Raw genomic sequence first — 13,563 nt, 5'->3', positions numbered from 1 at the left:
CACATGCCGCGATCCTGGGCCACTCTCGGCGTCGACCTGCACCTGGAACCGACCGGGCCGGGCCTGCGCCGCGGCCTGACCGACGCCCTGCGCGACGCCGTGCGCACCGGCCGCCTCGCCCCCGGCACCCGCCTGCCGTCCTCCCGCGCCCTCGCCGCCGACCTGGGCATCGCCCGCAACACCGTCGCCGACGCCTACGCCGACCTCGTCGCCGAGGGCTGGCTCACCGCGCGCCAGGGCTCGGGCACCCGGGTCGCCGACCGGGCCGTCGCCGCGCCGGTGACCGATACCGCCGGCCGCCCCCGGGTGCCCGCCGGCCCCGCCTACGACCTGCGCCCCGGCACCCCCGACCTCGCCTCCTTCCCGCGCGCCGAGTGGCTCAGGGCCACCCGCCGCGCCCTGGCCGCCGCCCCGAACGACGCCTTCGGCTACGGCGACCCCCGCGGCCGCCCCGAACTGCGCACCGCCCTCGCCGGCTACCTCTCCCGGGTCCGCGGCGTGCGCACCGGCCCCGACCGCGTCCTGGTCTGCGGCGGGTTCGTGCACGGCCTCACCCTGCTCGGTACGGTGCTGCGCGCCCGCGGCGTCCACACGGTCGCCGTCGAGTCCTACGGCCTGCACTTCCACCGCGACCTGCTCACCGCCGCCGGCCTGCGCACCGTCCCGCTGCCCTACGACGACCGGGGCACCGACCCCCGCTCGCCCGCCGGTGACGCCGGGGCCGTCCTGCTCACCCCCGCCCACCAGTTCCCGATGGGCGAGCCGCTCCGGCCCGACCGGCGGGCGGCCGTCGTGGACTGGGCCCGGCGCACCGGCGCCCTGGTCCTGGAGGACGACTACGACGGCGAGTTCCGCTACGACCGCCAGCCCGTCGGCGCCCTCCAGGGACTCGACCCCGACCGCGTGGTCTACCTGGGCACCGCCAGCAAGTCCCTCGCCCCCGGCATCCGGCTGGGCTGGGCGGTCCTGCCGCCCGGCCTCATGGACGACGTGGTCGCCGCCAAGGGCCCCAGCGACACCTGCGCGGCCCTGGAACAGCTCACCCTCGCCGAGTTCCTCACCTCCGGCGCCCACGACCGGCACGTCCGCGCCGCCCGGCTGCGCTACCGCCGGCGCCGCGACGCCCTGGTCGCCGCGCTCGCCGCCCGCAACCCCGAGGTCCGCGCCACCGGCATCGCGGCCGGACTGCACGCCGTGCTCCGCCTGCCGCCCGGCACCGAGCAGTCCGTCGTCCAGGCCGCCACCTGGCAGCACCTCGCCCTGTACGGCCTGTCCTGCTTCCGCCACCCCCGGGCCGTCACCGACCCCCTCGACGCCGTCGTCGTCGGCTACGGCACCCCGCCCGACCACGCCTGGGCGGGGGCCCTGGACGCCCTCTGCCGTGCCCTGCCGTAAAGTCCGTCCCCGGCGACGGCCGTACCTATGATCGGCCCAACTGCCGGACGAGGGCCGGGACACCGGCCGGGACGAGGGGGAGACAGGAACATGGCAGAGACCCGGCGACGGCTGCGGTCCAGCACCGTGGTGCTCGGCGGCATGGGCGTCCTGGCGGCCGCACTCACCTCGTGCGGCTCCGAACCCGACCGCCGCTGCGTGGACCGCGACAGCTACGACACCCTCAACGGCTACAAGATCGTCGCGGACCAGAACTGCAAGTCCTCCGGCTCGGCCGGCTCCACCCGCAAGGGCGGCAAGAAGAAGGCCCGCCCCACCCGGGTCGACGCCGACTGGTACTACGACGCCGACGTCAGCGGCCAGTGGGCCTCCTCCGGCACCTTCAGCCGCGACGAGGCCGTCGACCGGGGCGGCTTCGGCTGCTCCGGCTCCGGCAGCGGCGGCTGACCCGTGGAACGCCGCACCATCGACCCCCGCCCCGACTGGCAGCGCACCGTCGAGGAACAGGGGCTCGTCTACCCCCTCACCCGCTACCCCGACGGCTCCCTGCGCCCCTACTGGGACGAGAGCGCCTACTACGCCTTCTCCCTGGAGGAGGTCGAGGCACTGGAGGAGGTCGTCGAGGAACTCCACCGCATGTGCCTGGCCGCGGCCGAGCACATCGTCACCGCCGACCGCTTCGCCGACCTCGGCATCACCGACCCCCGGGTGACCCGCGCGGTCGCCGAGGCATGGCACCGCCGGGCCGAACTCCCCTCCGTCTACGCCCGCTTCGACCTGCGCTACGACGGCACCGGCCCGGCCAAGCTGCTGGAGTACAACGCCGACACCCCGACCTCCCTCGTCGAGGCCGCCTCCCCGCAGTGGTTCTGGATGGAGGAGCGCTTCCCGGGCGCCGACCAGTGGAACTCCCTCCACGAACGCCTGATCGACGCCTGGAAGAGGCAGGCCGCCCTGCTCCCGCCCGGCAGCCCCCTGTACTTCGCGCACTCCTCCGCCGACGAACTCGGCGAGGACCTCATGACCGTCGCCTACCTCAAGGAGACCGCCGAACAGGCCGGCCTGGACACCGACTGGATATCCATGGAGGAGATCGGCTGGGACCGGCTCTCCGGCCGCTTCGTCGACAACCGGCTCCGCTTCATCCGGAGCTGCTTCAAGCTCTACCCCTGGGAGTGGCTCACCACCGACCGCTTCGCCGACCACGTCCTGGACACCCTCGACAACGGCGGCGGCACCGGCACCACCCTGTGGATCGAGCCCGCCTGGAAGATGCTGCTCAGCAACAAGGCGCTGCTCGCCGTCCTGTGGGAGCTGTACCCCGGCCACCCCAACCTCCTGCCCGCCTACCTCGACGGCCCCCGGGAACTGGCCCGCACCACCGGCTACGTCGCCAAGCCGCTGCTCGGCCGCGAGGGCGCCGGCGTGACCGTCCACCCGGCCGGCACCGGGGCCGCCCCGCGCACCGAGCCCGTCTGCTACCAGGAACTCGCCCCGCTGCCCGCCTTCGACGGCAACCACGTCGTCCTGGGCGCCTGGGTCGTCGAGAACGAGTCCGCCGGCCTCGGCATCCGCGAGTCCGCCGGCCTGGTCACCGACGAGTACGCCCGCTTCCTCCCGCACGTGATCCTCTAGCGCCCCAAGGGCGCGGGGACCCGCGCGGCCGGCGACCACGCGCCCGCGGCCGGCACCGGAGCCGCGCCCGGACACCCTCGCCCCGCACCGCCCGCATGATGGACGCCGGGCCACCGCACCCCGGGCCGCCCGGTACCCTGATCGCGGGCCGTGACTGGCGTGCTGGGATGGGACCGACCATCGGGAAGCGGCCCCCGGACCCGGGCCGTACGGGGTCCGGCACATGTGCCGTGCGCCTGGGCCGTACCGTGAACGCTGAACGCAACGTCCGGAGGTCCCCATGTCAGCCGAGCCCCTCTCCACCGCTTCCACCGCCTACCGAGCCGCCCTCGACGTGATCCGCGCCGTCGAGCCGCGGGTGGCCGACGCCATCGGCCAGGAGGTCGCCGACCAGCGCGAGATGCTCAAGCTGATCGCCTCCGAGAACTACGCCTCCCCGGCCACCCTGCTGGCGATGGGCAACTGGTTCAGCGACAAGTACGCCGAGGGCACCGTCGGCCGCCGCTTCTACGCCGGCTGCCGCAACGTCGACACCGTCGAGTCCCTCGCCGCCGAGCACGCCCGCGAGCTGTTCGGCGCCCGGCACGCCTACGTCCAGCCGCACTCCGGCATCGACGCCAACCTCGTCGCCTTCTGGGCCGTCCTCGCCGACCGCGTCGAGGCTCCCTTCCTGGCGAAGACCGGCGTCCGCCAGATCAACGACCTCTCCGACGCCGACTGGGCCGAGCTGCGCCAGGCATTCGGCAACCAGCGGATGCTCGGCATGTCCCTGGACGCCGGCGGCCACCTCACCCACGGCTTCCGCCCGAACATCTCCGGCAAGATGTTCGACCAGCGGTCCTACGGCACCGACTCCTCCACCGGCCTCCTCGACTACGAGGCCCTGCGCGCCACCGCCCGCGAGTTCAAGCCGCTGATCATCGTCGCCGGCTACTCCGCCTACCCCCGGCTGGTGAACTTCCGGATCATGCGGGAGATCGCCGACGAGGTCGGTGCCACCCTCATGGTCGACATGGCGCACTTCGCCGGGCTGGTCGCCGGCAAGGTCCTCACCGGCGACTTCGACCCGGTCCCGCACGCCCAGATCGTCACCACCACCACCCACAAGTCGCTGCGCGGCCCGCGCGGCGGCATGGTGCTGTGCGACGACTCCCTCAAGGACCAGGTCGACCGCGGCTGCCCGATGGTCCTCGGCGGCCCGCTCCCGCACGTCATGGCCGCCAAGGCCGTCGCCCTCGCCGAGGCCCGCCAGGACTCCTTCCGGGACTACGCCCAGCGCATCGTCGACAACTCCCGCGCCCTCGCCGAGGGCCTGATGCGCCGCGGCGCCACCCTGGTCACCGGCGGCACCGACAACCACCTCAACCTGATCGACGTCGCTTCCTCCTACGGTCTCACCGGCCGCCAGGCCGAGGCCGCCCTGCTGGACTCCGGGATCGTCACCAACCGCAACGCCATCCCGGCCGACCCCAACGGCGCCTGGTACACCTCCGGCATCCGCATCGGCACCCCCGCCCTGACCACCCGCGGTCTGGGCACCGCCGAGATGGACGAGGTCGCCGGTCTCATCGACCGCGTCCTGACCGCCACCGAGCCCGGCACCACCAGCAAGGGCGCCCCCTCCAAGGCCCAGCACGTCCTGGACCCGAAGATCTCGGACGAGATCTCCCGCCGGGCCACCGACCTGGTGGCCGGCTTCCCGCTGTACCCGGAGATCGACCTCGGCTGACCCCCGGCCGGCCGCCACGGCCGGCTCCGACACGGCGGTCCGGCGTCTCCTGCCGGGCCGCCGTGGGCCGCTCCGGCTCCCGCGCCCGGCAGCGCCCGCCACCAGTCCGTGCCGGCGCCCGCCGCCGAGGTCGCCCCGACGGGCGCGGTGCCGGTGCCCGTGGCCGTGCCGCCGCTCCCGTCCGGGCCTGCGGCGGCTCCGTCGTCCGTCCCCAGGGCGCCGGACAGAGGCCCGTGGTCCCGGAGCCCTCATCGACGACGCGGCCCCCCTCCCGCGTCCTCGCACTCTTGTCCCACCGCCCGGCCGCGACCGGTTCCCACCCGTTCCCGGCCAGTTCCGGAGCGGTCCGCGGAACCTGAGAGAATGGTGAGCATGGCTTCTGACCGACCCCGCGTGCTCTCCGGAATCCAGCCCACCGCAGGCTCGTTCCACCTCGGCAACTACCTGGGCGCCGTCCGCCAGTGGGTGGCCCTCCAGGAGACCCACGACGCGTTCTACATGGTCGTCGACCTGCACGCGATCACGGTCCCGCAGGACCCGGCGGAGCTGCGCGCCAACACCCGGCTCGCCGCCGCCCAGTTGCTGGCCGCCGGCCTCGACCCGGACCGCTGCACGCTCTTCGTCCAGAGCCATGTCCCCGAGCACGCCCAGCTCGCCTGGATCATGAACTGCATCACCGGCTTCGGCGAGGCCGGCCGCATGACGCAGTTCAAGGACAAGGCCGCCAAGCAGGGCGCCGAGCGCGCCTCCGTCGGCCTGTTCACGTACCCGATCCTCCAGGTCGCGGACATCCTGCTGTACCAGGCCCACCAGGTCCCCGTCGGCGAGGACCAGCGCCAGCACATCGAGCTGACCCGGGACCTCGCCGAGCGCTTCAACGGCCGCTTCGGCGCCACCTTCACCGTGCCCTCGGCGTACATCCTCAAGGAGACGGCGAAGATCTACGACCTCCAGGACCCGACGGTCAAGATGAGCAAGTCGGCGTCCACGCCGAAGGGCCTGATCAACCTCCTGGACGAGCCGAAGACCACCGCCAAGAAGGTCAGGAGCGCCGTCACCGACACCGACACCGTGGTCCGCTACGACGTCGGGAACAAGCCCGGGGTCAGCAACCTCCTCACCATCTACTCCACCCTGACCGGGGCGGGCATCGGCGAGCTGGAGGAGAAGTACGCGGGCAAGGGCTACGGTGCGCTCAAGACGGACCTCGCCGAGGTCATGGTCGAGTTCGTGACGCCGTTCCGGGAGCGGACCCAGCAGTACCTGGACGACCCGGAGACGCTGGACTCGGTGCTGGCCAAGGGCGCGGAGAAGGCGCGGGCCGTGGCCGCGGAGACCCTTTCCCAGGCGTACGACCGCGTGGGCTTCCTGCCCGCCAAGCACTGAGCGGCGCCCGGAGCGCCGCACATCACTCCGGTTGCGCCTGCCCCGGGCACGGTCGTGGCCGTACAGTCGATTGACAGGTGGCCGTGTCGGCGGCCGCCTCCGCCGGCACCAAGGACAGGAGACGACGTGGGGACCGTAACGATCGGCGTGTCGATCGCGGTCCCGGAGCCTCACGGCAGCCAGCTCCAGGAGCTGCGCGCGGGCTTCGGCGACGCCGCGGCTCACGGTATCCCCACCCACGTCACCCTGCTGCCGCCGACGGAGGTCGAGGCCGCGGCGCTGCCCGCGATCGAGGCGCACCTGGCGGAGGTGGCGGCGGCCGGGCGGGCCTTCCCGATGAAGCTGTCCGGCACGGGCACCTTCCGGCCGCTGTCGCCGGTGGTCTTCGTCTGCGTGGTGGAGGGCGCCGAGGCGTGCGCCTGGCTGCAGAAGCAGGTCCGGGACGCCTCCGGCCCCGTCGCGCGGGAACTGCAGTTCCCGTACCACCCGCACGTCACGGTGGCGCACGGCATCGAGGAGGCGGCCATGGACCGCGCCTTCGAGGAACTGGCCGGCTACCAGGCCGAGTGGCCCTGCACCGGCTTCGCGCTCTACGAGCAGGGCGCCGACGGCGTCTGGCGCAAGCTGCGCGAGTTCCCCTTCGGCAACGCGGTCGTCCCGCCCCAGACCGGCCGCGCGGAGCGGGACACCCTGCCCACGCGTCACTGAACGACAGGCGCTAGACGGGCAGCTTGCGGAACACCCCGCGCGGGAGGTGGCGCAGCGCCGACATCACCACGCGGAGGGCGCCGGGCACCCACACCGTCTCCGAGCGGCGCCGCAGCCCCAGCTCGACGGCGGCGGCCACCGCCTCCGGAGTGGTCGCCAGGGGGGCCTCCTCCAGGCCGGCGGTCATCTTCGAACGGACGAACCCGGGGCGTACGACCATGACGTGGACGCCGGTGCCGTGCAGCGCGTCGCCCAGCCCCTGCGCGAAGGCGTCCAGGCCGGCCTTGCTGGAGCCGTAGATGAAGTTGGCGCGGCGGGCCCGCTCCCCGGCGACGGAGGAGAGCACGACCAGCGAGCCGTGGCCCTGGGCCTGCAGGGCGCGGGCGCTGACCAGGCCGGCGCAGACCGCGCCGGTGTAGTTGGTCTGGGCGACCCGCACGGCGCTGACCGGCTCCCGCTCGTCGTGCGCCTGGTCGCCCAGGATGCCGAAGGCGAGCAGCACCAGGTCGATGTCGCCTTCCGCGAACACCTTGCCGAGGACCCCCTCGTGGGACCCGGGGTCGAGGGCGTCGAAGGCGACGGTGCGGACCTCGGCGCCGAGGCCGCGCAACTGCTCCGCCGCCTCGTCCAGGGCGGGGGAGGGGCGGCCGGCCAGCCAGACGGTGCGGGTGCGGCGGGCGATCAGACGGCGGGCGGTGGCCAGCGCGATCTCGGACGTACCGCCGAGGACGAGCAGGGACTGGGGCAGGCCGAAGGCGTCCTTCATGGCGGTCTCCTAGAGGTCGAGCCGGCGGGACAGGTCGGAGGTGAAGACCCCGCGCGGGTCCAGTTCCGCGCGCAGGGCGCGGAAGTCGTCCAGGCGCGGGTACATCGCGGCGAGCAGTTCGGGCCGCAGCCGGGAGTCCTTGGCGAGGTAGACCCGGCCGCCGGCCGCCGCGACCTCCTCGTCCAGCCCGTCCAGGAAGGGCCCGAGGCCGGGCAGGTTCGCCGGGATGTCCAGGGCCAGCGTCCAGCCGGGCACGGGGAAGGACAGCCAGCCCGGGTCGGCGTCCCCGAAGCGCTTGAGGACGGCCAGGAAGGACGGGCAGCGGTGCTCGGCGATGCGGTGCACGACGCGGCGCAGGGCGTCCTCCTGGCCGTGGCCGACGACGAACTGGTACTGGACGAAGCCGCCGCGGCCGTAGATCCGGTTCCAGTGCGGGACGCCGTCGAGGGGGTGGAAGAAGGCCGGGATCGACTGGAGCCGGCCGGTACGCGTGCGTGGCGCCTTGCGGTACCAGAGTTCGTTGAACAGGCCCACGGTCGTCCGGCTGAGCAGCCCCTCCGGCACGTACGAGGGCGCGGCCGGGAGGCGGGAGGGATGGAAGGCCAGGGGGTCGCGCCGGGCGCGGGCGCGGCGCGGCAGGGCGTCCAGGGGGGCGTGCTCGCCCCGGGTGAGCACCGCGCGGCCGGTCGCCGCACCGCGGGCGAGCAGGTCGATCCAGGCGACCGAGTAGCGGTAGCGGTGGTCGGTGGCGGCCAGGCGGGCCATCAGGTCGTCGAGGTCGCCGGCGCGCTCGGTGTCGACCCGCATCAGCGAGGTCTGCACCGGCTGGAGCCGCACGGTCGCGGTGAGGATCACCCCGGTCAGGCCCATCCCGCCGGTGGTGGCGTCGAACAGATCGGTGCCGCGCGGGACGACGTGGACCCGGCCGTCGGCCGTCAGCAGCTCCAGGGAGACCACGTGCCGCGAGAACGAGCCCGAGACGTGGTGGTTCTTGCCGTGGATGTCGGCGCCGATCGCCCCGCCGACGGTGACGTAGCGCGTGCCGGGGGTGACCGGCACGAACCAGCCGAGCGGCAGCAGCAGCCGCATCAGCGTGTGCAGGGAGACGCCCGCGTCGCAGAGCACGGTGCCGCCCTCGACGTCGATGGCGTGGATGCGGTCCAGGCCCGTCATGTCGAGCACGGACCCGCCCGCGTTCTGCGCGGCGTCGCCGTACGCCCGGCCCAGGCCCCGGGGGATGCCGCCGCGGGCCCCGCAGTCCCGGACGGCGGCGACCGCCTCCGCGTAGCTGCGCGGGCGGACCAGACGGGCGGTGGTGGGGGCGGTGCGGCCCCATCCGGTGACGGGAACGGTGTCGGCAGACATGGCGGTGACCGTATCGTCACTATGTGTTTGATCCGTTCTGAAACATCCGCGTCATCCCCGGAATGGGTGATTAATGGGATGTCGCTCAATAATGCCGGAGTTTTGCCCGACTTCCGGTGCTCCGGGCGTGAACAGTGAGTCCACATGAACATGGACCACCGGATCGTCTCGGCGCTCGCGGCGTGCGGCGGCGACCCGCGCGTGGCCGGTGCCGCCCGCGCCCTGTCCTGGGCCGGGGAACACGGGGCGCTGTGGCTCGCGGCGGGCCTCGCCGGAGCCGCCGTGGACGGCGCGCGGCGCGGCGCCTGGCTGCGCGGCACCGCCCTGACCGCGGGCGCCCACCTGGCCAGCATGGGTGTGAAACGGGTCGTACGCCGTCCGCGTCCCGCGCATGTCCGGCCGCTCGTGCGGACCGCCGGCCGGCACTCCTTCCCCAGCTCGCACGCCACCTCGGCCGCCGCCGCCGCCGTCGCGTTCGGCGGGCTCGGGGTGCGCGCCGTCCGGCCGCTGGCCGGGGCGGTCTGCCTGTCCCGGCTGGTGGCCGGCGTCCACTACCCCTCGGACGTGGCGGCCGGTGCCGCCCTGGGCGCCCTCACGGCCCGCCTGGGCGCCGACTGGATGCGGGGAGGCGTCCGTGGCTGAGACGGCCGTCCTGCGGCAGCGCACGCCCGAGCGGCGGCGGTCCGCGCCACCGCCCAGGGGCGGCCTCCTGGGCGGACTGCTCAGGACCGCGCGCCCCCGGCAGTGGATCAAGAACGTCCTGGTCGTCGCCGCCCCGGCCGCCGCCGGTGAGCTGTTCTCCCGTCCCGCCCTGGCCCAACTCCCCCTGGTGTTCGTCCTGTTCACCGCCTGCGCCGCCGCCGTCTACCTGGTCAACGACGCCCGCGACGCCGACGCCGACCGCGCCCACCCGGTCAAGCGGCACCGCCCGGTAGCCGCCGGACACGTCCCCGTCCCCGTCGCGTACGCCGTCGGCGGCGCCCTCGGCGTCCTCGCGCCCGTGTGCGCCGCCCGGCTCTGTCCGCCCGCGGTCGCCGCCCTGCTGGCCGCCTACCTCGTCATGCAACTGGCGTACTGCCTGGTCCTCAAGCACGTCCTGGTCGTCGACCTCGCCGTCGTCACCACCGGCTTCCTGATGCGGGCGATGATCGGCGGGCTCGCGCTCGGCATCCCGCTGTCCCGCTGGTTCCTGATCACCACCGGCTTCGGCGCGCTGTTCATGGTCTCCGCCAAGCGCTACTCCGAGGCCGTGCAGATGGCCGGGAAGGCGGGCGCCACACGCGCGTTGCTCACCGAGTACACCACCGGCTACCTCCGCTTCGTCTGGCAGCTCGCCGCCGGTGTCGCCGTCCTCGGCTACTGCCTGTGGGCGCTGGAGGAGGGCGGCGTCCCGCACACCGGCCTGCTGCCCTGGCGGCAGCTCTCCATGGTGGCGTTCATCCTGGCCGTCCTGAGGTACGCCGTCTTCGCCGACCGGGGCACCGCCGGCGAACCCGAGGACGTCGTCCTGCGCGACCGCGCGCTCGTCCTGATCGGCCTGGTGTGGGGGGCGATGTACGCCCTGGCGGTGGCCAATTGGTGACCGGCCGCCGGGCGGGCGCGGGCCACCGCCGGGAACTCCTCGGCTTCGCCGCGGCCGGACTGCTCGCCTACGCGGCCGACCTGGGCCTGTTCACCCTCCTGCGCGGACCGGCCGGGCTCGGCCCGCTCACCGCCAAGGCGCTCTCCTTCGTCGCGGGCTGCACGGTCGCGTACGCCGGCAACGCCCTCGGCACCTACCGGCACACCCGCCCCCGGGGCCTGCGCCCGTACGCCGTGTTCTTCGCGGTCAACGCGGCCGGGGCCGCCGTACAACTGCTCTGTCTGGCGGTCGGCCACTACGGCCTCGGGTTCACCTCGCAGCGCGCCGACACCGTCTCCGGGGCCGGGATCGGCATGGCGCTGGCCACGCTTCTGCGTTTCTGGGGCACAAGGACTTTGGTGTTCCGCACCACCGAGCCCGACCGGGACGACCGGAGCGACCGGGACGACCGGAGAGGCCGGTCATGGAGCGAGCGGACAGGGGGCAGGGTCGGATCATGGACTGGCTGAAGAAGCTTCCCGTGGTGGGGCCGTGGTTCGCCCGGCTGATGGCCACGCACGCGTGGCGGTCGTTCGAGCGGCTGGACCGGGTGAAGTGGTCGCGGCTGGCCGCCGCCATGACCTTCACGAGCTTCGTCGCGCTGTTCCCGCTGCTCAGCCTGGCCGCCGCGATCACCGCCGCCACCCTCAGCGAGGACCAGCAGAAGCAGGTCCAGGACAAGATCGCCGAGCAGATCCCGGGCATCGCCGACCAGTTGAACATCGACGGCCTGGTGCAGAACGCCGGCACCGTCGGGGTGATCGCGGGCGCCCTGCTGCTGTTCACCGGGATGGGCTGGGTCGACGCGGCGCGCGGCTGTCTGCGCGCGGTGTGGGAGCTGCCCGACGAGGAGGACAACCTCCTCATGCGCCGGGTGAAGGACGCCGGCATCCTGGTCGGCCTCGGGGGCGCCCTCCTGGTGACCCTCGCCATCTCCACCGTCGCCTCGGCGCTGGTCGGCTGGATCATCCGCCGGCTCGGCATGGACGAGGGCGGCGTCGGCGGCGTCCTGCTCTACATCGCCGCCTTCGCCGTCGCCGTGCTGGCCGACTTCCTCGTCCTGCTCTACGTCCTCGGGCTGCTGCCCGGTGCCGAGCCCACGCGCCACCGCCTGATGGTGGCCGCGCTGCTCGGCGCGCTCGGCTTCGAACTCCTCAAGCTGCTGCTCAGCAGCTATATGCAGGGCATCGCCGCGAAGAGCATGTACGGCGCGTTCGGCGTGCCCGTCGCCCTGCTGCTGTGGATCAACTTCACCGCGAAGCTGGTCCTGTACTGCGCCGCCTGGACGGCGACCGGCAGCAAGGAGAGCGAACTCAGGGGCGGGACCGGCGGCGTACCAGATCCGGCAGCGGCCACCGGCGGTTGACCAGGAACGCGGCGCCCGCGAGCAGCACCAGCACCCCGCCCGCGATGGCCAGCGCCGTCCCCGCGCCGGAGCCGCCGTCCGAGGCGCCGGCCACCGGCCGGGTGCCCGCGGTGCCGGTCGCGTCCGCGGAGCCGCCGCCCGCCTGGCCGGTGGCCCCGGAGGCGGTCGCGCCCGGCCGGGGGCTGGACTGGGCGGCGCTCCTGGGCGGCACCAGCTCACCCACCGGCCGGGCCTTGCCGGCCGCCTTGAAGCCCCAGTCGAAGAGGCGGGCGGTCTCCTTGTAGACCTCGTTGTGCTCCTGCTTCGCCGGGTTCATGACCGTGACGAGCAGCACCTTGCCGTTCCGCTCGGCGACCCCGGTGAAGGTGGCGCCCGCGTTGGTGGTGTTGCCGTTCTTCACCCCGGCGATGCCCTGGTAGACGTCGACGTCCGTGTCGCCGGAGAGCAGCCGGTTGGTGTTCTGGATCTCGAACTCCTCCCGGACCTTCTTGCCCTTCTTGTTCTTCTTCGTCGCACCCGGGAACTTCGCGGAGACCGTCGAGCAGTACTCGCGGAAGTCCTTCTTCTGCAGCCCGCTGCGGGCGATCAGCGTCAGGTCGTAGGCGGAGGAGACCTGGCCCGGGGCGTCGTAGCCGTCCGGGGTGACCACGTGCGTGTCGAGGGCCTGCAACTCCTCGGCGTGCTCGTTCATCTCCGCGACGGTGTTCCGCACGCCGCCGTTCATCGCGGACAGCACGTGCACCGCGTCGTTGCCGGAGCGCAGGAAGACACCGAGCCACAGGTCGTGCACGGTGTACGTCTCGTTCTCCTTGATGCCGACCATGCTGGACCCGGCGCCGATGCCCTCCAGGTCGGACGGCTGGACCTCGTGCTCGGCGGACTTGGGGAACTGCGGCAGCAGGGTGTCCGCGAAGAGCATCTTCATGGTGCTCGCCGGGGCCAGCCGCCAGTGGGCGTTGTGCGCGGCGAGCACCTCGCCGGACTCGGCGTCGGCCACGACCCAGGAGCGGGCGGTGAGGCCCTTGGGCAGCACCGGGGCGCCGCCGCCCAGGTCGACCTGGGTTCCCGCCACGCCGAGCCGGGCGCCGCCGACGGTCGACATGCCCGCCGGGGGCGTGGCCGTCGGGCTCGGGGCCGCCCGCGCGGCGGGCGCGGTGAGCACCAGGGACGAGACGGTGGTCAGGGCGGCGGCGGTGACCAGCAGGGCACGCCCGGCGGTCGTCATGGGTGCGGACACGACCGAGAACGTACCTCCCGTCCCTGTGGACGTCGCCCCCGCCTCCCCACCCCGCACACGGGTCCGGACACGCGGCGGCGATACTGAGGGCATGAAGCTCAGCCGCCCCCTGTCCTGGTTCCTGCTCGCCTTCGGGGTGTGGAGCTGGGTCATCTGGATCACTTTCGTCAAAAACCTGGTCAAGGACGGCAGCGGGCTCGCGTTCGAGGACGGCGACCCCACGGCGTACTTCTGGGTCCACCTGCTGCTCGCCGTCGTCTCCTTCGTATTGGGGACGGTCATCGGGGTCATCGGGTTGCGCGGACTGCGCGCACTGCGCCGCACGTCATAGACGTCACCGGCGTCTCAACTGAGG

Annotated in this window: 14 protein-coding genes; 11 read left to right on the top strand and 3 right to left on the bottom strand. The window is 73.6% G+C overall.

The window, feature by feature from the left end; genetic code table 11:
- Nucleotides 1-3 precede the first annotated feature (3 nt).
- From ACFY32_RS05075 to ACFY32_RS05050, 6 genes are all read left to right on the top strand, one after another.
- Complete coding sequence (locus ACFY32_RS05075; RefSeq protein ID WP_390673449.1) at nt 4-1,395, top strand: PLP-dependent aminotransferase family protein; 1,392 nt, start codon at nt 4-6, stop codon at nt 1,393-1,395.
- A 90-nt stretch (nt 1,396-1,485) separates the two neighbouring features.
- Entirely contained in the window at nt 1,486-1,842 is a 357-nt protein-coding gene (locus ACFY32_RS05070) for a hypothetical protein (RefSeq protein ID WP_359188944.1), read from the top strand.
- A 3-nt stretch (nt 1,843-1,845) separates the two neighbouring features.
- Nucleotides 1,846-3,030 carry a glutathionylspermidine synthase family protein gene (locus tag ACFY32_RS05065; RefSeq protein WP_390673448.1) on the top strand — a complete coding sequence of 395 codons (1,185 nt, stop codon included), beginning with the start codon at nt 1,846-1,848 and terminating at the stop codon, nt 3,028-3,030.
- Between the two features lie 280 nt (nt 3,031-3,310).
- Entirely contained in the window at nt 3,311-4,759 is a 1,449-nt protein-coding gene (locus tag ACFY32_RS05060; protein WP_359188938.1) for a glycine hydroxymethyltransferase, read from the top strand.
- A gap of 372 nt (nt 4,760-5,131) precedes the next feature.
- On the top strand, nt 5,132-6,145 hold the full coding sequence (trpS, locus tag ACFY32_RS05055) for a tryptophan--tRNA ligase (RefSeq protein ID WP_390673447.1): 1,014 nt from the start codon (nt 5,132-5,134) through the stop codon (nt 6,143-6,145).
- A 126-nt stretch (nt 6,146-6,271) separates the two neighbouring features.
- Entirely contained in the window at nt 6,272-6,853 is a 582-nt protein-coding gene (locus ACFY32_RS05050; protein WP_359188932.1) for a 2'-5' RNA ligase family protein, read from the top strand.
- A 10-nt stretch (nt 6,854-6,863) separates the two neighbouring features.
- Here the strand turns inward: ACFY32_RS05050 and ACFY32_RS05045 are convergent, their stop codons facing one another.
- Together ACFY32_RS05045 and ACFY32_RS05040 are read right to left on the bottom strand one after the other, a co-directional pair.
- The gene (locus tag ACFY32_RS05045) at nt 6,864-7,619 is read right to left on the bottom strand and encodes a decaprenylphospho-beta-D-erythro-pentofuranosid-2-ulose 2-reductase (RefSeq protein WP_359188929.1); all 756 of its coding nucleotides are present in this window, start codon (nt 7,617-7,619) and stop codon (nt 6,864-6,866) included.
- Between the two features lie 9 nt (nt 7,620-7,628).
- Nucleotides 7,629-8,984, bottom strand: coding sequence for an FAD-binding oxidoreductase (locus tag ACFY32_RS05040; RefSeq protein ID WP_359188926.1), 1,356 nt, complete (start codon nt 8,982-8,984; stop codon nt 7,629-7,631).
- Between the two features lie 144 nt (nt 8,985-9,128).
- On the opposite strand from ACFY32_RS05040, the gene ACFY32_RS05035 reads away from it, so the two are divergent.
- Genes ACFY32_RS05035 through ACFY32_RS05020 form a run of 4 tightly spaced genes read left to right on the top strand, consistent with a single transcriptional unit; the run spans nt 9,129 to nt 11,971 of the window.
- Nucleotides 9,129-9,626 (top strand): phosphatase PAP2 family protein, encoded by a 498-nt coding sequence (locus tag ACFY32_RS05035; RefSeq protein ID WP_390673446.1) that lies wholly within the window; start codon nt 9,129-9,131, stop codon nt 9,624-9,626.
- Nucleotides 9,619-10,566, top strand: coding sequence for a decaprenyl-phosphate phosphoribosyltransferase (locus tag ACFY32_RS05030; protein ID WP_390673445.1), 948 nt, complete (start codon nt 9,619-9,621; stop codon nt 10,564-10,566). Before ACFY32_RS05035 ends, ACFY32_RS05030 begins: the two co-directional genes overlap by 8 nt.
- Nucleotides 10,563-11,075, top strand: coding sequence for a GtrA family protein (locus ACFY32_RS05025; RefSeq protein WP_390673444.1), 513 nt, complete (start codon nt 10,563-10,565; stop codon nt 11,073-11,075). The genes ACFY32_RS05030 and ACFY32_RS05025 overlap by 4 nt, the downstream gene beginning before the upstream one ends.
- Complete coding sequence (locus ACFY32_RS05020) at nt 11,063-11,971, top strand: YihY/virulence factor BrkB family protein (RefSeq protein ID WP_359188917.1); 909 nt, start codon at nt 11,063-11,065, stop codon at nt 11,969-11,971. Before ACFY32_RS05025 ends, ACFY32_RS05020 begins: the two co-directional genes overlap by 13 nt.
- Here the strand turns inward: ACFY32_RS05020 and ACFY32_RS05015 are convergent.
- Nucleotides 11,919-13,208 (bottom strand): D-alanyl-D-alanine carboxypeptidase family protein, encoded by a 1,290-nt coding sequence (locus ACFY32_RS05015; protein ID WP_390673443.1) that lies wholly within the window; start codon nt 13,206-13,208, stop codon nt 11,919-11,921. The two genes, ACFY32_RS05020 and ACFY32_RS05015, sit on opposite strands and share 53 nt — an antisense overlap.
- A gap of 91 nt (nt 13,209-13,299) precedes the next feature.
- On the opposite strand from ACFY32_RS05015, the gene ACFY32_RS05010 reads away from it, so the two are divergent.
- Complete coding sequence (locus ACFY32_RS05010) at nt 13,300-13,539, top strand: SCO4848 family membrane protein (RefSeq protein WP_359188915.1); 240 nt, start codon at nt 13,300-13,302, stop codon at nt 13,537-13,539.
- Nucleotides 13,540-13,563 lie beyond the last annotated feature (24 nt).

Origin of the sequence: Streptomyces sp. NPDC000134, assembly GCF_042899225.1 — a bacterium.
Classification (GTDB): Bacteria; Actinomycetota; Actinomycetes; order Streptomycetales; family Streptomycetaceae; genus Streptomyces.
The sequence above is the reverse complement of the archived record's forward strand: the minus strand, read 5'-3'. Positions and strand labels throughout refer to the sequence as shown.